Source organism: Paraburkholderia sp. BL25I1N1, assembly GCF_003002025.1.
In the GTDB taxonomy this organism is placed as follows: domain Bacteria; phylum Pseudomonadota; class Gammaproteobacteria; order Burkholderiales; family Burkholderiaceae; genus Paraburkholderia.
Genome location: NZ_PVZB01000008.1, coordinates 273,385 through 295,176, shown reverse-complemented (window position 1 = coordinate 295,176; position 21,792 = coordinate 273,385). Strand labels below are relative to the sequence as shown.

Sequence of the window (21,792 nt, the reverse complement as noted above, 5' to 3'; positions counted from 1 at the left end):
TTTCACCCCATGTCTTGGTGCCAATGCATCAAACCCAAGGATGTGCAGACGCTGACTCCACAGAAATTGAGTACTGAATTTCCAACCACGCTGGCCATATTGTTAGCATGAACTTGCATATTCGCAGTATGAATACACTACTCACGAATTTAGGAGATAGTCATGCCAATTACCATGGATGGGACCTTCGATGGGGTGCTAGATGTTAACCATGACAACCCGGTTGTCCTGAGTGACGCACAGACAGCAGGTATTATCGCTGTGATTCACAAGGCGACCGAGGGTGCAACGTGGCAAGACCCTTTGTACGAACGACGTCGGTACGAAGCATCCGCGCTGGGCTTGCTGTGGGGGGCATACCACTTCTCGAGCGGTCTCCCCCCTGAATCTCAAGTGGACAACTTCCTCAACACATTCCAATGGGGCGTTGACCAAGTCTCGGATGCAGCAACACTGCTCGCCCTCGATTATGAGACCAGCACGAGTGGTCCCGACATGTCGGTAGAGGACGCGTGTACTTTTGTCTCTCTGGTCAATCAAAGAACTGGTCGCTGGCCTTTGGTCTACGGCAGCAATTTGGTAACGCATGCTGACGAGGTAGCTGACCCAGCGTGCCCTCTGAGCAACTGTCTTCTATGGTATGCAAACTATAACAGTCAGCCCCAGTCTGTTCCCAATCGGGTATGGAAATCGTGGCGACTCTGGCAGTACTCTGACGGCCGAAACGGGCCGACGCCTATCTTGGCAGGCTTTGACCGGAGCTGCTTCATGGGCACGCAAACAGCATTGCAGCAAGCATGGCCCACCCTCACATAACTCACACGGCGCTTGATGGTTTTGGAGCCCCCGCGAAGCGTAGCGGAAACGGCGGCTATGCTTTGCGCGTCGCAGTGGACGCATCCGATGCTTTCGAGCTTCGTGATGCGCCTGGTGCCAGTCACGCGTGCCTGCTAGGAAAGCCCGACATTCCCTTCTCTACCAGGCTCTAGACAGCATTCGTCAGCGGGCTGAAAAAACGATGAACGGAGGTCCAAATGGCGTTTAGTGGGGGTCCGGAGCGCAGTAGAACGAGGCCCAGGCGTATACTGGCAACGCTTGTGCGGTACAACCGGTTTCTCGGGCGCGCCGAGCGTCTCGTCTTCCCGCCCTGGGTAGAGGTGTTTCTTCCGTGGGTGGTATTCCTGGTCTTGGTGGTGTACATCGGAGCGTCCGCCTACAGCGTACACAAGGCAGAGTCGTTCGAATGGCCTCAACTGGCGCCCTTCATCGCCCTTGTCGTTCTCGGTTTAGCCTTCGGTATATGGTTCATTGTCACCTTCACAGGTGATGCGACGAACCGGGCAGAAGAGCAGGACAGACGCCGCCGCCAAAGTTTTCGCTTTTCCTACGTTTTCACCCTGAGCACTATTGTGGTCATGATTGTGCCGGTCACCAATCCGTGGCAGCCCGACGTCGTAGGGCCGATAAGTCTGATAAGAGGGTGCGTTGATGCGCGAAGTGACCCGGGCATTCCCGCGTCAATTCGGTGCGGCGCGGATGACTTGGCAATGCGGTTTGATGGAACGACCGGAAATGCAACAGGGGTCCCACTGGCTGAACAATCTAACAATGCCGGTACTTCACTAGGCGGCCCTGGCTCAAAACAAGGACCCTCAACCGGCGCCAAGGGGACGAGTTCGTCGACAGCAACCCCGGGCAGCGCGCCGGTCCCTGCCTCACCTCCTCTTGCGAAAGGAACGAAGTCGAGTGTCAAGAAAGCAAAGCCGAACTCGACGGGGCAGTCGAAAACGTCTCCCCCTGGAAGTGCGGTAGTTGAGGCGAGCGCCGGAAGTGCAGCGAGCGCGCCCGATGCGACTTCAACCTCGAATGGCAAGCCGCCCGCAGATAAAGACACGGCGGTACCAGCGCAAGGAGCGTCAAACACCTTCGAGCGTCGATTCGGTAAACACGATGGTTTCGTCTACGAGCCCTCGTACCCATGGCTGATTGTTATCGGAGGAACCTATGGCACGGCCGGCGTTTTTGACCGGCAGTCTTCGCGTTCGGGTGGCAACGACGGCGGCCCAAGTTCTGCAGGCGACGCAAAAGCGGGAAGCAGTGCTGGTCAGACAAGCAGCGGCAGTACTGTGACAGGCCAAGCTGCCGCTAGCGGGTCCAGCGAGGCAAGCGGCGAGAGCGGGTTAAGCGGCGCAAGCGTTAAGGGTGGCGTGGGCAAGACAAAGAATTTGTCAAAAACCGACCCATCCTATGAGCAGACACTGAACTCGTTGGGCCGCAAGCAGTATCAGGTCATTGAAGGTGGGTTCGTCCTTCCTTATTACATCGTGCTGCTCGCGTTTCTGGGTGCCGCAATCGCCTTGACGAGGCGGATACCGGAATTGCAGAAACGGTCGGAAGCCGGGTATGAAGAAGGAACATCAGACCAACCGAGGCTTGATTTCAAGACCGTGCGTGAAGCGGTCGTCTTCCAAATCATGCAACTGGTCACTGCACCTTTCATCGCCATGGTTGCCTTTTACGCGATAGCGCCGGCTAGCGCCGGGTCGGGAATCGCTGTCGGTTTCATATCGGGATTTTCTTCGGAGCTCGTGTTGTTGCAGATTCGAGGTATGGTCGAAGGTCTGTTCCCGAAGTCTGTAGCCCAAACTGCTAAGAGTAGTGCTTCCACTGGTGATGTTGTAGGCCGGGTCACGTTCTACGATGTCGGGACTGCAGGTCAGGCAGCGGTACAGAAACCTGCTGTCAACGTCACTGTGCGAATTAGCGGTGACGCAAATAGCAATGCGAAGGACTACACTGATACGACAGACTCGAACGGCGACTTCGCCATAGCCCGGGTTCTGGCAGGGTCACGTGTCATCAGTGCGACGGACGGCGTTGATTCCAAAGGTCAACCGTTGAGCGCGAAACGGTTGATTGTCGTCGCTCCGGGCGCTGAAATTGAGCAAAACCTCATTGTGACGCCTCCAGCGCGCGAATCAGGCGGTACCACGACACCTCCACCCCCAAAACCCAATCCACCACAGAGCCTTCAGACACAAGACGCCAGTACCGACGGTGGAGCGGCCTCCTGATTCACTGGACACAGTTTCCCACTTAAAATATCGGTTAGAGCGGCGTCCAGTGCCGTATCAGATTGGTGCACCCGGTGAGACCAGAGAATTGCGGCTCCGCCGGGTAACGGACAATTGCGCTCAGGTCGTCGACTCGGCGGCAGACTCGACAGTGGCCACCGGAGCAGTCACAGCGGCGTTTTTGCGCAGCGCTTTCTTCGCCGGCGCCGTCGCGTTCACCGCCTTCTTGGCAACCGTTTTCTTCATCGCCACCTTCTTCTTCGGTGCGGTCTTCGTCGCTTCGACCTTAGTGACAACGGCTTTCTTGGCAATTGCCTTCTTGGCAGCAGTTTTCTTCGCCGGCGGGGCCTTCTTGACAGCAGCCTTCTTGACCACCGGTTTCGCATCGGCCGCAGTGCTGTTGCCATCAATCAAAAACTTACTCCGGTCCTTGGCACCAGCAAGCCAAGCCGGCGCTGGACCCCGCCCGCTCCACGTCGCGCCCGACATGGGGTCACGGTAAAGCGCCGGTTGCGGACCCTTGCGCTGACCCATGCCCACAGTCGCACCAACTGACTTCGACGCCGCCTTCTTTCCCGCAGTCTTCGCCTTGCTCGCAGTCTCCTTCGTCGCCGCAACAGTCGTTTCGGCACCACCTGCAATCAGAAATTTACTGCGGTCTTTGGCTTCAGCAATCCAGGTCGGCGCGCGGCCATGTCCAGTCCAGGTCGCTCCCGTTTTGGGATTCAGGTATTTCGGCGCTGCTTTGGCTTTGTCAGCAGCAGTAGTCTTGGTCTTGCCGGTGGCGCTGACCCTCATTCCCTTCGCCGCCCGCTTTGCCGCCGCTTTGGCTTCAATGTCTTCTGTCGTCAAACCATGGTCGAGCATCAGCTTGCGGATTTGGTCGACTGCCGCTTGAGTCTTCTTTGCGAGCAATGCTTCAGCTTGAGCTTGCAGCTTCTTTACCCGGGCTTGGATTTGTTCGAGTGTAGCCATATGAACTCCCTTTATCGTTGATAGACTGAGCGCACTATGCCATGGTCGGGCGTTCGAAGCTATGGGTGCGTTGGCACAGTACACCTACTAAATTAACTGGAAGCAGAGCTACAACCGAAATGGGATACGACGTTCGCATCACGCGCAAACAGAACTGATTCGATGACGGGCCTGAAATCAGTTTTGGCGAATGGAAGGACCTTATCGATACGGATGATGAAATGCGGCTCGACGGTCATGCCGAAGCAAATCTGCCCAGTGGAAACGTACTGCTTGTGGACAGTGATGGCCTAGCCGTCTGGACCGCATAACGCGGCAGTACGGCCGGAGGAAACATGGCGTGGTTCGATTTCCGGTCCGGTAATGCTGTGGTCAAGAATCCCAATGTCGCCACTCTCATCAAGATGTGGCAAATCGCTTAGAAAGTGGGCGCTCGGGTGCAAGGCGATGATTGCGAAATATGGTTCTGACGGAAGTGCCGTCGCGTCATGAGTCTCGGTTTCTCTCGTGAGCAATACTAGACGTCTGCCGGTACTCTTCGATGAGCTGCATTGAGTATTAGTGGACGAGGTCGCCAACATTGAATCGGAGCTCGGCCGCGCGTTGCCCTCGAATGAGGATGACCTTGAGAACGCGAGAAAAGTTGGTGTCATAGAAAATATCGAGTATCTCCCCATGTCCGTAGCAGGTGCGAGCGTTGACCTCTCTCGCCCAGAGTTCGCTGTCGCCATCCGCGGCTGCGTCGCCAATCTGCGGCAATAACGTGAGAATCAATAGTTGGCGACGAACAACATTCTCGGCTAGGCCGTTCCTCGTTCCTTAATTGGGACCCTCGATGAACCACGCGTGGAGTCGTAACATGCGGCACGTCCTCCGTCGGAGGTTTCTACGCTGGCAGGCCACGGCGCCGCCGCGGGAACGGGCATTGCGAGCACGGCTTCCCTCTAAGCTTTATTCCCGCTCGACAATCGGCTCGGTGGAGAGTATCGCTCTTATGTGAGGGCGCAGGCGTCGCACCTGAAACTGAAACACGAACGTATAGCTCAGGTAACAGATTGCACCGGTAACGATGGCGACCAACCCGCTTGAAAGTTTGGTACCCGCTAGGCTAATGAAGAGGGCCGTCGACACCGCGGCAAAGAAAAGCCATCCGAGGAAGAAGCGGAACTGACTGCGTCCTTCTGCGGTCCCTGCGAGGGCGCGGGCAGCCTTCCGTATGACAGCCTTGCGCTGAGCGCGAGGAACGGACGCGAGTTCGGGAACCGAGTTGTATGAAAAGTAGATGTGCATCAAGCTGTCGAACGCTCCTGGCAAGCTAGTCCCCGAATGGGTTGCCGGTTTCTTTCACTTCGGTATTGAGGTTGTATTCCGCACGCACGGTCTTGAGCACGCCCTCGATGTCGCGCTCGAAGCCGAGCGCGTTGCCGAAGTGTGTCATGTGCCAGTTGCAGCCTGTCCTGTCAGCCTCTTGCAACTGCGGCCGCGGCACACGAATCTTCACGCCGTCTTCGACTATTGCCTGCAGTTTATGGATTCGCCGGTCGACCTCCTGCTGAAGTCGCGAGGCATTGAGCGTCTTGCGTATCATCGAAATCTCCTTCCCGCTGCGTACGCCAGTCTAGCGCAACACCGTGTTCCGCGACCTGACTCTGAATTGCAATAGGTCCGAGTGAGCCGTCGCTTTAGTTCGTTGGGGTGCGTCAGTAAGTCAGTACGGGACAACCACAAAGACACTGCGGCCAATGCCATTGCTACCGATATGCGCATCGTCGCACCGTGCCCGCCACCACCGATGTTCGCCCGGCTAATCACTATGCCGCAAGTCGATTCTCGTAGTACGGCCGGTCCCTGTCATCAAGTATCGCGTACATTGCATCCAAGTTCTTCGGGTCCGGGTTGAGCCAAGCATCTATGTTCTCGGGTTTAATAGGAATGATGCACCGGTCGTGACCAGCGGCTGCGACCTCAGGTGGGGGCTCGTCCGTAATCGCCGCGAATGAGAGCAAGTCCGGCTCACCTGGTGCGGTCCACCGAGACCACAGGCAAGCGACGTGCATCAGTTCGCCGTTGCTCGGCCGGAACTCAAGAACAATGTTTTCGTCCCGGTCGTGTGTTTCGGATAGCGTGCCTTCAAATTTGGCTTTGCTCACATTCTCGTAGAAAACGTCGACGAGCATCACTCCGTGCGTGTACCCGAAGCAGGGCTTCCAGAAGCCTTCGAGGTTATCACGTCGTGCATTGTACGTTCCTGGATATTTGACGTCGTAACTAGCGGGCTTTCCTGCAATACGGCATTGGTAGCGCATTGGCTTCACGACGCGCTGGCCATCCTCTATGACCATAACCGGCGCGTAGTGACCGGGGAAAATGCGCGAATCGTGTGCTTTGGGCGTGGTTCGTTGGATGTCCTCAAGCTTGCCAAGTGCCCAGGAGATTTTGTCCGTCGCGATTCGCTGACTCTCGGTGGCTGCCTTGGTGATTTTTGTTTGAAGCGTACGTTCCGCGTCTGCCAGGCGCTTCCGCTGCTTGAACAGGCCCTGCTCAAGCTTCGAGCTCTGAGCTGCATTGAACCGGTCGATGGCTGCTTTAATTTGGCGGTCCGCGTCCGTTTGTGGTTCAGCGAAAGCATCTTCCATCCCCTTGGGCACCTTCGCTTTACTAACCCCTTCAGCGCGCTCGAAAAACAGGCGAGCGAATTCGCCTATGTCCATGATGGCGCCAAACATGCGTACGAACTTGCGGTAGTCAGCTTGAATCTGAGCCGAGTAGCACATGGATGCCTCCGTTCAATGCTTCGATAATACGCAATTCTTCTGCCGGGTCAGCAAAAGTCCCGGCTCGCCGTGATTAGGCCGCCCAGCAGGTGAGACATGTCGACCAGGCGCTGCGCCACAAGATGTCGCACTTCTCCCTGGCATTGCCACGTCCCGTACACGGCGAGCAAAGATGCGCCAAGCGCTTCCTTGCGCTGCTTCTCGAGAAGACTTGGCCAGACGATGACGTTCACGTTGCCAGTCTCGTCTTCGAGAGTCACAAACATTACGCCTTTTGCTGTGCCAGGGCGTTGACGTACAGTCACAAGCCCGCACCCGCGGGCCAGGCGGCCGTCGCGATAGGTACGCAAGGTCGAAGCTGGCATCAGGCGGTTCTCAAGCAGTTGCGGCCGAAGCAGTTCCAAAGGATGTCGCCTAAGCGTGAGGCCGGCAGACCGATAGTCAGCAACGATGTCGTGCGCTTCCGTGGGCGCGCCCAGCTCAGGGGTTTCATCCTGAACCGCGGCGATGGCCAGCATGTCCTTGTCCGGCACCGCAGCGACCGACTGCCAGAGCGCCTCGCGGCGGTTTCCAGCGAGCGACGCCAGCGCATTCGCGTCGGCAAGAACATGCAGGTCTTTCCGGTCCAGTTGCGCTCTGCGAGCAAGGTCGCTGACGTTCACGAACGGCCGGACTGCGCGCGCATTTTCAATCCGTTCTGCGGCGCCATCCTTCATGCCACGAAGCAGCGACAAACCGAGGCGAACAGCGGGTCGCGTCGCGCCAGCACGGTGCTCAAGCGATGAATCCCATCCGCTGATGGCCACATCAACTGGCAGCACTTTGACGCCATGGCGCTGGGCGTCCTGCACCAACTGCGAAGGCGAGTAAAAGCCCATTGGCTGCGAGTTCAGCATCGCGGCGAGGAACGCTTCTGGTTCGTGGCACTTCAACCAGCTGCTCGCGTACACAAGCAGCGCGAAGCTGGCCGCATGGCTCTCTGGAAAGCCATACTCACCGAAGCCCTTAATCTGCTCAAAAATTGACTCGGCGAAGGCAAGGTCGTACCCACGTTCTTGCATGCCGACCACGATGCGGTTGTAGTATTTTTCGAGGCCGCCTTTGCGCTTCCAGGCGGCCATGGCTCGCCGCAAGCCATCAGCCTCGCCCGGAGTGAAACCGGCAGCCAGGATGGCAACCTGCATCACTTGCTCCTGGAAAATCGGCACACCGAGCGTGCGGCCAAGCGCGGTCTTCAGCGCGTCGCTCGGATAGGTCACAGGCTCGAAGCCCTGCCGCCGCTGCAGGTACGGGTGAACAGCGCCACCCTGAATTGGGCCTGGCCGGACGATGGCGACCTCGATGACCAAATCGTAAAACTTGCGGGGCTGCATGCGCGGCAGCATCGACATCTGGGCGCGAGATTCAATCTGGAAGACACCAACGGTGTCCGCCGCAGAAATCATCTCGTACGTCGCCGGGTCCTCAGGCGGGATGTCCTGCATCTCGAAACGTTCACCGCGCTGCTCCGACACAATGTCGAGCGTGCGACGAATCGCGGACAGCATGCCGAGCGCGAGGACGTCAATCTTCAGCAAGCCCAGTGATTCAAGGTCGTCTTTGTCCCACTCAATCACGCTGCGGTCTGCCATGGCAGCACTCTCGACCGGCACGAGACGGGTCAGCTTCCCGCGACTGATGACAAAGCCTCCGGAATGCTGCGACAGATGCCGTGGAAAACCGAGCAACTGCGACGCCAGTCTCGCCCAAGCCTGAATTAGCGGCTTCTCCGGGTCGAGGCCAGATTCGGCAAAGCGCTTCAGCAGGTCCTGACTGTTGTCGAACCAATGATGCGACTTCGCTACCAGGTCGACAATCTGAGGGTCAACGCCGAGGGCCTTTCCCGTCTCGCGCAGCGCCCCGCGTGGTCGATACGTCGACACTGCGGCCGCAATCGCAGCGCGGTCGCGACCGTATTTCCGGTAGATGTATTGAATGACTTCTTCGCGTCGCTGGTGTTCGAAGTCCACATCAATGTCCGGCGGCTCCCCGCGCTCCTTGCTGATGAATCTCTCGAACAGCATGTTGCCGCGCGCGGGGTCGACCTCTGTAACACCCAGGCAGTAACAAACGGCAGAGTTGGCAGCCGACCCTCGCCCCTGACAGAGAATGTGCTGGCTCCGTGCGAAACGCACGATGTCATAGACGGTCAGGAAGTACGGCTCGTACTGAAGGTCTCCAATCAGGTCTAACTCATGCTCAATCTGCTCCTGCACTTTGTGCGGAATGCCAGATGGAAAGCGCCGCTGCGCGCCGATATATGTCTCCTGCCGTAGATACGCAGCCGGCGTAATACCCGCCGGCACCAGCTCGTCGGGATATTCGTAGCGCAACTCATCGAGCGAAAAAGTGCAGCGATTCGCAATGTCTACAGTCGCAGCGAGCGCGTCATCTGGATACAAATTGGCCAGTCGCAATCGCGAGCGCAGATGCTGTTCTGCGTTGGGCGCGAGGTCATAGCCACATTCGTGAACAGGCTTGCCGACACGGATAGCGGTCATTGTGTCCTGCAGAGGTTTCCTGGAGCGCACATGCATGACAATGTCGCCGAGCGCAACTACGGGGACATCGAAGTTGCGAGCGACAAACTCTACCGCACCACGATGGATGTCGTCCATTGCGCGTTGATGTAGCACCAGACCAACCCACGCACGACCCGTGAACGTGTCGTCGAGCCATTCGACCTGCGCTTCCAGCACGTCCTCTTTTGCGGGGAAGTCGGGAACGAGAATCGCAAGACAATCTGGCGCTCCCAGCAGATGGCGATATTCCTTCTCTGGTCGCGACAGGTCCTGAGGCGTGAGTCGATATTCGCCCTTCGGTGCGCGCGTTCGGGCGAGAGTGATGAGTTCGGACAGGTTGCCGTATCCCTCTCGATTCTTCGCCAGCAGGATAATTCCGAACGCCGGCGACCCGTCGGCGTTGACCAGCTTGAAGTAGGCGCCGACGATAAAAGGAAGCTTCGCTGTCTTCGCGGCGACGTGAGCGCGCACCACGCCAGCCAGTGAGCACTCGTCCGTTACGGCGAGCGCTGAGTAACCCAACTGCGCCGCGCGTTCGGCAAGCTCCTCTGCGTGCGAGGCGCCTCTCAGGAAAGAGAAGTTCGACCGGCAGAAAAGCTCGGCGTAAGCCGGAAGGATATTGAAGGTCGTATCCACAGCACATCATCCGAAGAGGCCATGGAGAAACCAGCGCTGGTCTTCTTCAGCGTCACGGCTACTGACGCGTTCACGGTAAATCCAGTAGCAGCTTGTGTCTTCGCCCTGTGCGACAAAATAATCACGCGTGACGAGTTCACCATCAAACCAGCCGGCTTCAATGCGCTCGCCAGGCGACACCATGCGCAACGGCGACCCATAAAACGGGCGGTGCTTGCGCATCAGCAGGCGGACGGGCGTATGCAGCATCCAGGTCGGTCTCGGTAGTCCATCCGGAAGGGTGTCAGGCTTTTTCTTCTGCGTGACTGGAATCCAGCGGTTTGCGATTTCGGGACGGTGGTCTGCCGTGGGCGCCGGCCGCAGAACGTTTTCCTCGCCCAGCCGCGCGACAAGCAGCTCGAGCAGCTTCTGATGGTCCTCTTTAGAGCCACCGGGTTCAGGAAACAGCGTGTCAGATGCCGCCGCTGCAGACGCGACGTCCGTAGCATCGAGCCGCAAAGCAATCATCGGCGCGACGAGTTCGATGCGATGCAACCGTTCCTTCACCAGTCTGACCAGATGTTCTTCACGCCATGTCGGCTCGCCCAATGCAATGTTGACGATGGTTGGCTCAATCGCGTCGCGTCCGCGCTCATGCTCAAGTGAAAGGCGAACGCCGGTGACTGCGAGTTGCTTGGCGCAGAGCCACCCGCATAACTGCACAATCAGTCGATGCGCAGCGAACACTGCTCCGTCTGCGTGCTCTAGCCGGTCCGGCATCTCAAGGCGCGCGGAGAAGGTTGGCGGCAGCTCCAGCCAGTCGAACAGTTCAGGCGCCGTGCCAAAAGCACGGTCCAGAGAATCCAGTAAGTGCTCGCCACACCGGCGTTGCAGCCCTGCGCGAGGCAAGCGCCGTATGTCAGCGATGGTTTCGCAGCCAAGGCCATTAAACCAGTCGAAAAAGCGACGGACCTCGGGGACCGCGACCATCGGGAGTGCGGAGAGGTGATGTTCAAGCGATGCAAGTTTCAACACCCGCCGGTTTCCATGCTTCGCGAGCAGCCAGGCGCCCTGGCCAGTCGGCGCTGCGCTGATGCGTGCGGTGAAGCCAAGCGCACAGAGGACGGCCTTTGCCTCGCGACAGAGCGCAAGCAGGCCACCGAATAGGCGCAAACTCGCGCCGACTTCGACGACGACCGTCGCTTCGTCGAGCAGTGCGACTTCGGGCGAAAAGCGCATCAGTGCGATGCCAACCTCGCGCTGCGCAGCGCTTTCCCGGCCAATGTCGCGTTCATGCATCGCCGTCTCAGGGGACAGCGTCAGTACCCCACCGCGTTTCATTCCAAGACGCACGCCAGCCAGACGCGCAGTGGCGTCTGCAATGACGACCCTGTGTTTCTCGAGCACGGCGCTGCCGTGAGCAGGCTCAGGTGACCACTTCGGTCTGAAGACCTCGAGCGGCAACTTCGGCAAATGGACGGCGAGAAAGACGCGCATGGCGGGAAAGCAGAACAGGGGTTGGTTGAAGGGGAATCGACAGGGGCTCTGCGCGGGAGGGCCCTCGTCGTTTCACGACGTCGACGGTCAAACCGTCGGCTGATGGTCTGAGCGCGAGCCGCAGGAGCGCAGGCGACGCGTCCTGTGCACAAGCCAGCGGCCGCACCATGATGAAAAGCGTTTCAGATGACTGGGCAGCGAGATGCAGGCGGCGAAGTGATGAAGCCTGCGCATACTGCGTCCAGAAAATCAGCGCGCCGCAACTGCCCGCACGAAGAATCTGCTCCGCCGACCACAACGCATCCGCTGTTTTTGGCGTTTTCACCCGAAGCACCTGGTCCAAAGACAGTCCGATGTAGCTGAGCCCCAGGCCGTCAGGGGTATGAGGCGGCTGCACGAACGCCACTGGCCGATTTCCCGCAGCGCTGAGCGCCGGGCGCAGCAGTCGCAGTTCGCCCACACCGGCCTGTTGGACCAGCAGGTCGACCAGCGCGCCAACGGGCCATCCACCACCCGGCAGCTCCGCCGACAGCGCCGGATACCCCGTCTCGACCACCCTTCCGCGGCTACGCGCGAGCTGCGACGCCCGCCAAAGCGACGGGTGTATCTCCTCAGCAAGAACGGTGGCGGTAGACATTGGCAGCCCAAAAACCTGTATATTTATACAGTATCGTACACGCAAATCCGGAAGAACGAACTGACACTTTTTTGCAGGCTGAGCGTTGGACGGGGCTCAGAAGCAATCTGCCGATGCCGCAGGTGGGTTCGCTCGGAGGCCGTATCTGGCCGCGCGCTCTATCCAAGGGAAGACTTCAACATGAGAGCAGACGAATGGGTTCGGGAAGCCGAACGGTAATCAAAGCTTGTGGACGCCCTATCCAAAGAGCGTCGTCTGATTTCAATGCACAACAGCATGGCCGTGCGCTGTGACGGGGAGGAGTGGCCGCTCGATTTCGCCCAGGAACTGATGGCAATTGACGCTGCGCTGAAGGCAGCCGGGGTAGATACCAAGCGGCTCAGGCACCATGCGTAATGGCAATCGTCGGGTGGCCGCTCCAATCAGAGAAGTATTTGTTGCACCGACGTAAAAATGACCTTGGCGCGGGAGCAAACCTGACCCACCTGGGAGACGATGGCGGCTTTGGCCGCGGAAGCTGGCTCACGAGCAGGCAATGGAAATCAAGGCATCTGCCCGTCGCGCGACGGTCGCGAGATAGCCGGACAAACAGGCTTTTCGCGCAACACCGCAGACTTGCTCAATGCCATCGAGCAAAATTGCTACATACTGTCCTATCTGTGCAAGCTGCACCGGAGATTGGCATGTTTGAAGATACGATTAGGCTCCCCGTTTTGACCGACGCGCACGCGGCGGTTCTGCGCTGCTATCTCGCTGTCAGTGACGTCGCTGCATACAAATTGCAGGGACGCTGGCTGAGTAGCGAAAACATGGTGGAGTCGTCTCGCCTTTGGCTCGCTAGAAATGCTTGCGTTGCGACATGGCTCGAGCGGGTGAAAATTGCCGCAGAAGCTCACGCTATAGCTGCAGCGTCGGTTGTTGGCCAGACAGATATTCAGAAGGCAAATGTGAGCCACTTGTTCACTGAACAGTTCACAGTGAACTTCGCGTCGCCGATAGTGGCTCATATCTGGCAAAAAAGTGTGGGTATTGGCTTTGCATGAGATTCGAACCTTCCGTTGATGCTGGGGAAAATCATGGAACCCGAAGCGTAAAAGGGCAATCAAACCTGCGGACAGCCTGACCTTCAGCAGGAGCACTTCGATGCCAGCGGGAAGGTTACGTCCGCCCGGATACTTATTGAAGGTTCTGATGTTTCTTGCCACGTGCGAAACGCCAGATGAAGCTCAAGCCTTACAGTGCTCGGGTTCGTGCGTCGGCTGATACTCACGGGTGGCTTGAACCCGTGAGCCAAAAAAGACTTCCATCCAGTAAGTGGCTTCGCGTCTTGAAGAACCCTTCAAATGAGTGAAGAAGTTAAAAGACATTCCCTGACAGTGCCCTTTGGGCCCTGCGTGCCGTTTCGAGAGCGCACATTTTTCAGACTCAATCGTCAGCCCGGTGCAGCCGTTTCGAGAGACTTCGTAAGATGAGATAGCAAAACTTGCTTGAAATTTGAGTCGGGTATTGCTCGCAACTCAGCGTCGCCCAGAGGTTCCTGATATAAGAGACATCTTCGAAGGGTCCGCAACAGAACCACAGTTCGATGGTTTCTTTCGAAGCCACGGCGACCTTGACCCTACAGCACAGTGCATCGTGGAACCAGCCACCGGTGCGACGATACGCTATACGACATCGCGAAACCGATGGCAAGGCCACAGCCCACGAATCAGAGAGATACGAGCTTCCGCGTACCTCGCAAATGACCTCCGCCCCGCGTGCTGGATACGTTTCGATGTCATCGAGGCGGGCCGCGTTGACGTCACCGATGACGACTTTTGCTACGCATGCGATGTTGTGTCGCATTCGCTCGAACAACTTGCTTCAGGGCTAGTCGAAACGGCTGCGGAAGACATCAGTCGTGTGCTCGAACGAGGTCCAATTATTTATCTCGAAGGACTTGAACTCAGGCATGACTTGAAGGGAAGTCGGCTAGGGGTAATTGTCGCCAAGCATCTTCTAGACGTTCTCGTTAGCCGTCACAGCCCGGCACTCCTTGTCTTGTGCCCCTATCCGCTACAGTTCGAAAGTCGTCGGTTCGAGCAAGCAATAGAGCATGCAGTATTGCAAAAATCTGAGCATCTTTTCGAGGGCGGCAGGCAGAATTTGATTGCTCTATTCGAGCGTGAGTTTTGGGTCAGCAGATTAGGAAAGAACAGTGATTACTGGGGAACGTCACTCTCCGGCTTCGGATTTATTCAAGGGCCATCCGGCTGGAGCATCTACCAGCACGGGAAACATTCTCGCACTGAGTGGCGCAAATCGAGCTAATGAGCGAGGCGAAATTGCTGGGTCACCGTTTGCATGCAGGCGTCCTGCTTCTGGTCGTTGCGGATTTCGCCCAAAAGTTAACGTCTAAGCCCCACCAGCCATTCGCTCTCGCCGCAGGGATTCGATTTCAGACTTGGAGGGCGACGACTAGACCTCATCAACTTTGCGCGAGGTCTGGATTGCCGTGCGCCTCTTATTGTGCGACCCGCATGACGCGCCGTGGGGTGTTTAGAGGGCCCGCTCGGCCGGCGACCGACTGAAGTAGTTCAAGATACCGGTAGTCACGGTTGTACAACCATGTCTGAATTCGCGACTGCGCTGCCAATTGCCGTCCGAGCGACCGGTGCAGTGTCAATTCCACCAATTCCAGCTGGTACGTCGCTGTGAATCGTTCAATAGCGCCTAATTCGTCTCGTAGCTCACGCTCCTGCCGTGCGAGTCGTCTACGTAGCCGCCCATTCGCGCAAGCGCCCGCCGGAACCACACGGAGGTGGTCGTCCGGTGTCGCAGCCAGCAATGCCAGTGCAAAATCGCCTGCAACGCAGGTTGTTTTGTTCATCAGCCCCATTGCCGAATCAGCTCGTGCCGAGCTCATGCGTTGCAGGACGTTGACTGTGAGCCTGGGGAGCGACTCGGGATATAAGCAAACCGCGTTGCCTGATGAACGCTCCCCGATTTGCCCATCGGTCGAAGCGGAGTTTGAATGGAGTGCCCGCGACGAGTGTGCCCACATGACTCGCGAGACGAGCAGCCGCGGTAAAACAGATATTCCCGAATCGGCCAGTACAGCAACGAATCCGGTGTGTCTGAGTAACTCACTCAGGGCACGTTCGAGCTCGCGGTTGACTTCGGCAACTTGCTCCATGGCGGCCGAAAGAAATTTAGCCTTGAACACTTGCTGTTGCATCGAGAGCTGGATGCGTCTGACTCGAGGAGGACGGGAAGGCTTGCTCAGGTGTCGAGGCTCAGGTTGCACACGGTCTAAAACATTTTGCTGGCGCGTCGAGGAAGCTTTCTCGGACTGGACAGCCAACATCACAGCACCAGTCAGATTGACTTGGTCGGCCAGCTCGAGTAATACGCGCAGGTCGAGGTGGCGATACATTGTGTAGTCGCGCGCGGACGGTCCGACGAGTGTTTCGAACTTGCCAGGTGTCAAATATCCAGACGGAATCACGAAAAAATCCAGAAGTTCTTTGCTGTCGCGGGCCATGCGGCAGAACACCAGAAAATCGATTGCGAAAAGATTGGGCCAGCGCGCACTCCAGTAAGGCGTTGTCCCGTGCACCATCCACGGCGCGCGGACGACCAGTTGGAACGTGAGCACATGGTCCACGCAAAGAGTGAGCGACTGTTTCTCGTAAGTGACGGTGTGCCCCCGCTCCGTGAGCGCGTTGGCTGTCAGCATTGCTACCAATGCTTCCATGCGGTGCTCCCGGTCGCGATTCTCTTCGCGCACGGGATTGAGGTTGGGCGCATAGCCGATTTCGCGGTATGCCGCGTTAAGGCTACCGAATTCGGTCATCACCGCTCTGACCGAAGGTGTGCGTCGGTACCGTCTAAGCAACCCTTGATTGACGCGCCCGTGACGGGCAACCACCTTGCGTAGCCCGTCAAGCAATGCCTTTCGGCTGGGTCGCTTGCGGGTGTCAGCGAACCGTTGTTGCACGGCATTGAACGTTTTGAGGTTAACGATTGCTGGGAAAGCATTAGGTACCGAAATCCACTCTGCTTCCGGGACGCGATGCCACTCGCCAGCTAGCTTCGACGATGTCCGGCTATAAAGGCCTGTCCCGACATAAGCGGGGTTGTGCAGTATCTGGGCGACGTACCGCGGTAGCCAAACCCTGCTGTCGCCGTTAAGAAGGCCTGTGTCGTTAAGCCGCTGTGCAATCGCCGCGCAGGTTGCCTGCTCCCAGGCATACCACTGAAAAATCTTTCGAACAATGCCGACATGGCTTGCCGGCCCTGGTGTCAATGTGACGCGGTCCGTTCGGATGCTTTTGTACTCGTACCTCTCGAGTACCCGCGTCGTACCGTGCCTGTCGTCGTGAAGTAGCCGCTGGTAACCATAGGGCGGTCGTCCACCGACATGATTGCCTCGTTCTGCAAGGATGCAATGCCCGAGAAATACCTTGCGTGAAAGCTCACGGCTGTACTCGCCTGCCATAACGCGTTTGAGCGCCTTCATCACTGGCGACAGCGGACTGGCGTCGACCTCGAAGGGTTCGGCAACATAAATTATTTTTACCCCTTGGCGCCGACATACATACTCGTAAAACGCCGACTCATCAATGTCCTGAAATCGGCCCCAGCGACTCACGTCGTAGACTAGAATCAGTGTGAAGCATCGCGCCGGGTCGGCAGTATCAATAAGCAGCTGGGTTAGCGCGGGGCGAGCACGCAGCGTGAGCCCGCTGATACCTGCGTCTTCATAGTCGCGAACAATACGAATGGAGTGCGCTGCCGCATATTGCGCGATAGCCTGCCTCTGGAAAACCGGCGAACATTGTTGCTGGTCCGTCGACATCCGGATGTATTGTGCCGCTTTCAAGAGCGTGGACGGTTGTCGTTTTGTGGGCTTGTACATAGGCATGGCTGCCTCCAGCGAACTCCCACTCTTATGCATAGTTCACCCGAGCACGAAGTCAAGCTCGGCTGTCCACCGGCTCTCGGACAGCCTGCCTGGCAGTGGCTCAGCCACCACATGGTCCCGGACAACGGCCATGCCCGGATTTCGCTACTGGTCGGCCCTTCCTTTCCGGGCAACACCTGAATTGCTCCGACTTGTTTTGCCGTAGACCGACTGCGGCCGCAGTCCCTCTGGGCGCCCACTGTATAAAGGCATCATCCGGACCGGATAGCGGTCGCAACCACTACCGTAGTCGCGAACCGCTGATAGTCGTTTAAGCGGCGGTTCTTCGCTAAAGGCATTCCATGCCGGGGCACGGCCGTGTCCTGACTAGGTCGCGCCGGTCTTCGGGTCGCGATAGTTCGCTACTGGACTTCCAGCTTTTGCTGCGGCCTTGGCGCCCGGCTTCGGTCCACGTTTCTTGCCGCCAGCGTGCGCATCGATGTCGGCGGTCGTCAGACCGTGTTCTGCCATCAATTCCCGAATCTTCTCGATGACGGCGCTCGATTTCTTTGCGGTGAGCGCTTCTGCTTGTATCTGAAGTTTCCGGATTTTTGCTTGCAAGGATTCCAATGTCGGCATTTGCACCTCCGCTGTTGAGATGCGGCACTATGCCATGCGGGTGACGGCACCGGCTAGTTTGGTGCGCCGTCGAGCACGAATGCCCGAGAAACCGATGGTGGTTCCGCGACGCGCACGGCGGCCAGCGAAGCGAAATGCCTCCACGTCTGCCATTGGGTCAATTGGCTCGCGCAGCCGCCAGATAGACCGGGCAAGAAACTGGAACCGGGAGCAAGTATGTCTGCGCGCCATGAAATCGCCCCGAGCGATTCGTCGCCTGCATCTGGCCTATCGAAGTGACTGCGATTTGGCAAGACAGAACTGGCCCGTAGCGGCATAGACAGCCAGGCAATGGCGTATCACAATCATTGACGGCGTCTACCAATGTAGTTCTGCGTGGCTGTCCGTTGGGCAACCGAAAGCTGCTTCGCCCGCTATCTGGTCCTTTGATATACCCCTTCTGTTCCGAGCAAGGCAGACGACGACATCGCCGGCACCACCTTCGATTAGCTTTGGCCGTTTCAAGCTGTCGCCGAATGAGCGCAAGCTGGTCTGCGGTGATGAGGTGATAGAAATCGGCAGTCGGGCGTTCGACGTACTTTGTCTGCTCGTCGGCAGACCAGGGCAAGTCGTTTCGCACAAGGATTTTCGGGAGCAAATATGGCCGAAGACCGTCGTAGAAGACGTTAATTTGCGCGTTCACATCACGGCCTTACGAAAGATACTTGCGAAGGGACTGCCGGAATCCCATGGGATACGCAATATCACCGGCCGAGGTTATTCGTTCGTCGGACCGGTAATCGTCGAAAAGACATCGGACACGGTCAGCGAAGCTCCTAACCACCGTGCCAGGTATGAAGCCGAGAGTTGCCTAATTGGCCGTGACGATGACGTAGGCGCTGTTACCCGCCTGCTGTCCGATAAGAGACTGGTTTCCGTCGTAGGGCCTGGTGGCATAGGTAAGACGGCGGTCGCCTTCGCCGTCATGCGTGAGTTATTTGGTTCGCCAGCCCACGTCACCGCCGTGACCGTGGAACTTTCCTCGGTGAGCCGAGGTGAGCACGTTGCAAGCACTGTTGCCACCGCGCTGGGGCTGCTGCATGACTCCGAGCAGGCTATCGACTCCATTGTCCAATTTCTACGGCAGTCCCCTCACTTGTTGCTCTTGGATTGCTGTGAGCGCGTCATTGATGCAGTTGCAGAATTGGCGCAGGCGATAAATCACTTGGTAGAGAATGTCTTCGTTCTGGTAACAAGTCGTGAGCCGATGAGGGTGCCGAATGAGTGGGTTTACCGGCTCAACCCGCTGGATGTGCCAGCGCGGCCCGACAGCAAAACACCGGAGCTCGCGCTGAGGTATTCGGCAGTAAGACTGTTCTGTGAGCGAGCGGCATCGATGCAGTCCAACGACTTCGTTCTTGATGAGGGGAACGTAGACGCCATCTGCCATATTTGCCGCTCGCTCGACGGCCTGCCTTTGGCAATCGAACTCGCTGCTTCGCAGGTTCACATCCTGGGCGCTGCCGGACTGCTAAGCGCGCTGGATGAGCGCCTCGACGTTTTGACAAGGGGGCATAGAACGGCAATTCCACGCCACAAGACTTTGCGCGCAACCCTCGACTGGAGCTACGACACTCTGTCAGAGGAGGACCGCCAGATTCTCCGCCACGCATCGGTATTCAGGGGCAACTTCACCCTCGTGCAGTTGGCCTGGCTTCTCGGACAGGAGGAACCTGCCGGCTCCCGACTGGTGAGCTCTGTTGCAAGCCTGGTCGATAAGTCGCTTCTGAACGCTGTCCACAGATGTCAGTCGCCAGCCTTCCGGCTACCAGACAGCACCCGAGCGTATGGCTTGCGCAAGCTGAGGCTGTCTTGCGAATACGATGGAGCTGCACATCGACACGCCGACTATTATCAATGTCTCTTCACAGAACCGGCCGTCCGGCGCTCTCACCTGGCATCTCTGGACCCGACGGCCAGTGAGCCTGGCATAGTAGACGACGTTCGCGCTGCGTTGGAATGGTCATTCTCAGCCGGAGGCGATGTTCGCCTTGGACTGACGTTGACATGGGCAAGCGCACCATTGTTTTACCAACTCTCGCTGTGCGACGAATATCGCCAGCGAGTCCAACAGGCACTGACCTTCCTGGGGCTGGCCGGAGATATCCGCGCAGAATCGGAGTTCCGCCTGCAGCTTGCACTGGCACAAGCCGAGTTCCTGACTCAATCGTTGAAGCGAGGAATATCTTCGCGGGCGTTCCAAGCCGCCCTAACTCTTGCGGAAAGACACGGGCACGAGGCGCGCCAGGTGCAGGTCCTATACGGGACCATCGTGATGCTGACGATGGCCGGAGAATACAATGAAGCCGACTTATTCTGCCAACGTCTGTACATGCTTTCCCGCGCGCGGGCGGCTGATGTGCCCATGTATCACCGCATGCAGGCGCTCGTTGACACACAGCGTGGAAAGGCAAGTAGCGCCCTCCAACACGTAGAACTTTCTTTGTCATTGTACGGCCCGCGTACGCTGCCCCGGAGATTGTCTGACCCGACGCGCTATGACGCACGAGCGGCGCTCACATCGTTGGAAGCGCGGATACTGTGGCTCCTGGGAGAGGTGGATGACGCCGCCAAGGTCGCCGCGGAGAGCGTCAATGAAGCAATGTCCCTTGAACACGACCTTTCGCTGTGCTGCTCCCTCGCATCAGGCGCGTGCCCGGTAGCGTGCTGGCGCGGTGACATTAGCGACCTCGAGCGGTATCTGGGTATGCTTGACGCGCTCTCTACCGAATTTATGCTTGTCAACTGGCGCGACCAGGCCAGCATTTACGCCTACGGTCTACCGGACCGGCCGGTCCCCGAAGGGGCCGCATGGTGGCGACAGTTCGACGGTCTCGCACCTTCAGCTCATGAGACAGTCGCCACGGTCAACCGTCGTCTGCTTACGCCGCTGGCCATTGAGCGCGCTCGCGCGGGAAAGGCTGGTTGGGCGACTGCCGAGATATGGCGCGCACTGGGTGAGCAGTATCTTGAGCGTCGGACGCACGACATCGTCGTTGCGGAAGACCTATTTCATCAAGCGATTGCGATTGCAAAACAACAGGGATATTTGTCGTGGGAACTGCGCGCGGCAACAAGCCTTGCGCGGTTGTACCGGCGAAACGGGCATTGGGCAAAAGGCGAAGACCTGCTTTGCGCGGTTCTCTCCCGCTTCTCGCAAGGCGCCGCGACTAGCGACATTCGCGCTGCAAATGCCATGCTGGCGTATGGTCCTTCGACGCAAAGAGATAACCAGAAACACCCGTAGGACCGCAACCGCTACGCGGTAAACAGCGCTAGCAGGTTATCAAGTTGTCCAGCCTGCCCTTCCGTGAAGTTACTAAGTCGCGAGGTCAAGACTGTCCCGGCAGCCTGACAAAGGTCGTCGAACACCTTCGCACCGGACTCCGTCAGCGAGATGAGGACGATTCGACGGTCCGTGCTCGTCCTTTTACGGTCCACCAGGTCCAGGGCTTCCAGTTTGTCGAGAGCCCGAGTGACAACGGCCGGGTCAACTCTCAGGCGGCGGGCGATTTTTGCAGGCGTTTGCTCAACGCAGGTCGCAACAACGAGCATCAAGCTGAACTGCAGAAAGTTCACAGCGAAGCAGTTCGACAAGGCGGTATCAAGTTCACTCCTTATGCGCTCGCCCGCCTTGTAGAGCGCAAAGGCGAGTTGCTGCTCGCGCAGGAAGCCGTCACCCAAAGGGTTGGTCATAGCGTCCTCGATTGACCCGACTGAACCGTCATCCGTGCCTCTTGTCCGGCTTTTGGTGTCAGCAGATACCAAACGCTGCGGTGGTTCGTCCGCGTGGTTGTCTGCGGAGCGGTCTGTGAGCAATGTTGTACGGACGAGGGCCTTTCATTGTTCTGGTTTCATCCTTTCGCGAAGCCGTCACCGCAGCAGCCATGCTGTCAGTAAACCAAGAGGCCAGTCGAGTTAAACAGCGCTAAAAGCTGCTAAGGCGCCAACCGGGACGCGCGAACGGAATAAGGGCTGACTCACCGGTGAGCCTCGCCGAAGAAAAATTGCGAGCGCCGATGATGCTACCGGCGCGCCGGTAGCAGGGTCTGCTCCCCTTACCGGGGCGGCAAGCCTGGTGGTGACCTCAGCAATC

At 58.0% G+C, this 21,792-nt stretch carries 15 protein-coding genes; 5 read left to right on the top strand and 10 right to left on the bottom strand.

The window, feature by feature from the left end:
- Positions 1-162 precede the first annotated feature (162 nt).
- Positions 163-816 (top strand): glycoside hydrolase family 25 protein, encoded by a 654-nt coding sequence (locus B0G73_RS41880; RefSeq protein WP_106281858.1) that lies wholly within the window; start codon positions 163-165, stop codon positions 814-816.
- A gap of 371 nt (positions 817-1,187) precedes the next feature.
- Entirely contained in the window at positions 1,188-3,074 is a 1,887-nt protein-coding gene (locus B0G73_RS14705; RefSeq protein WP_146144181.1) for a hypothetical protein, read from the top strand.
- A 120-nt stretch (positions 3,075-3,194) separates the two neighbouring features.
- On the opposite strand, the gene B0G73_RS14700 is transcribed toward B0G73_RS14705, so the two are convergent.
- The 7 genes from B0G73_RS14700 to imuA all read right to left on the bottom strand — a co-directional run bounded on the left by B0G73_RS14700 (position 3,195) and on the right by imuA (position 12,133).
- On the bottom strand, positions 3,195-4,049 hold the full coding sequence (locus B0G73_RS14700) for an H-NS family nucleoid-associated regulatory protein (RefSeq protein WP_106281854.1): 855 nt from the start codon (positions 4,047-4,049) through the stop codon (positions 3,195-3,197).
- A 951-nt stretch (positions 4,050-5,000) separates the two neighbouring features.
- Positions 5,001-5,342 carry a hypothetical protein gene (locus tag B0G73_RS14690; protein WP_146144180.1) on the bottom strand — a complete coding sequence of 114 codons (342 nt, stop codon included), beginning with the start codon at positions 5,340-5,342 and terminating at the stop codon, positions 5,001-5,003.
- 22 nt (positions 5,343-5,364) lie between these two features.
- Positions 5,365-5,637: a hypothetical protein gene (locus tag B0G73_RS14685; RefSeq protein ID WP_106281847.1), complete on the bottom strand. Its 273-nt coding sequence runs from the start codon at positions 5,635-5,637 to the stop codon at positions 5,365-5,367.
- Between the two features lie 223 nt (positions 5,638-5,860).
- Positions 5,861-6,823: an SOS response-associated peptidase family protein gene (locus B0G73_RS14680; RefSeq protein WP_106281845.1), complete on the bottom strand. Its 963-nt coding sequence runs from the start codon at positions 6,821-6,823 to the stop codon at positions 5,861-5,863.
- Positions 6,824-6,870: 47 nt separating this feature from the next.
- Positions 6,871-10,020, bottom strand: a complete 3,150-nt coding sequence (locus B0G73_RS14675; protein WP_106281843.1) for an error-prone DNA polymerase — start codon at positions 10,018-10,020, stop codon at positions 6,871-6,873.
- A 6-nt stretch (positions 10,021-10,026) separates the two neighbouring features.
- Positions 10,027-11,496, bottom strand: a complete 1,470-nt coding sequence (locus tag B0G73_RS14670; RefSeq protein ID WP_181196553.1) for a DNA polymerase Y family protein — start codon at positions 11,494-11,496, stop codon at positions 10,027-10,029.
- Positions 11,426-12,133: a translesion DNA synthesis-associated protein ImuA gene (gene imuA, locus B0G73_RS14665; RefSeq protein ID WP_106281841.1), complete on the bottom strand. Its 708-nt coding sequence runs from the start codon at positions 12,131-12,133 to the stop codon at positions 11,426-11,428. The genes B0G73_RS14670 and imuA overlap by 71 nt, the downstream gene beginning before the upstream one ends.
- 683 nt (positions 12,134-12,816) lie before the next feature.
- On the opposite strand from imuA, the gene B0G73_RS14655 reads away from it, so the two are divergent.
- Both B0G73_RS14655 and B0G73_RS40020 read left to right on the top strand, forming a co-directional pair.
- Positions 12,817-13,176: a hypothetical protein gene (locus B0G73_RS14655; protein ID WP_106281839.1), complete on the top strand. Its 360-nt coding sequence runs from the start codon at positions 12,817-12,819 to the stop codon at positions 13,174-13,176.
- 793 nt (positions 13,177-13,969) lie between these two features.
- Complete coding sequence (locus B0G73_RS40020) at positions 13,970-14,443, top strand: hypothetical protein (protein ID WP_146144179.1); 474 nt, start codon at positions 13,970-13,972, stop codon at positions 14,441-14,443.
- Positions 14,444-14,636: 193 nt separating this feature from the next.
- Here B0G73_RS40020 and B0G73_RS14650 read toward each other — a convergent pair whose 3' ends face one another.
- Positions 14,637-17,039 (bottom strand): recombinase family protein, encoded by a 2,403-nt coding sequence (locus B0G73_RS14650; protein WP_258193319.1) that lies wholly within the window; start codon positions 17,037-17,039, stop codon positions 14,637-14,639.
- 366 nt (positions 17,040-17,405) lie between these two features.
- Positions 17,406-17,657: an H-NS histone family protein gene (locus B0G73_RS14645; RefSeq protein WP_374957009.1), complete on the bottom strand. Its 252-nt coding sequence runs from the start codon at positions 17,655-17,657 to the stop codon at positions 17,406-17,408.
- A 544-nt stretch (positions 17,658-18,201) separates the two neighbouring features.
- On the opposite strand from B0G73_RS14645, the gene B0G73_RS14640 reads away from it, so the two are divergent.
- On the top strand, positions 18,202-20,943 hold the full coding sequence (locus tag B0G73_RS14640) for a winged helix-turn-helix domain-containing protein (RefSeq protein WP_146144178.1): 2,742 nt from the start codon (positions 18,202-18,204) through the stop codon (positions 20,941-20,943).
- 11 nt (positions 20,944-20,954) lie between these two features.
- Here B0G73_RS14640 and B0G73_RS14635 read toward each other — a convergent pair whose 3' ends face one another.
- Positions 20,955-21,392 carry a MarR family winged helix-turn-helix transcriptional regulator gene (locus tag B0G73_RS14635; protein WP_106281836.1) on the bottom strand — a complete coding sequence of 146 codons (438 nt, stop codon included), beginning with the start codon at positions 21,390-21,392 and terminating at the stop codon, positions 20,955-20,957.
- Positions 21,393-21,792 lie beyond the last annotated feature (400 nt).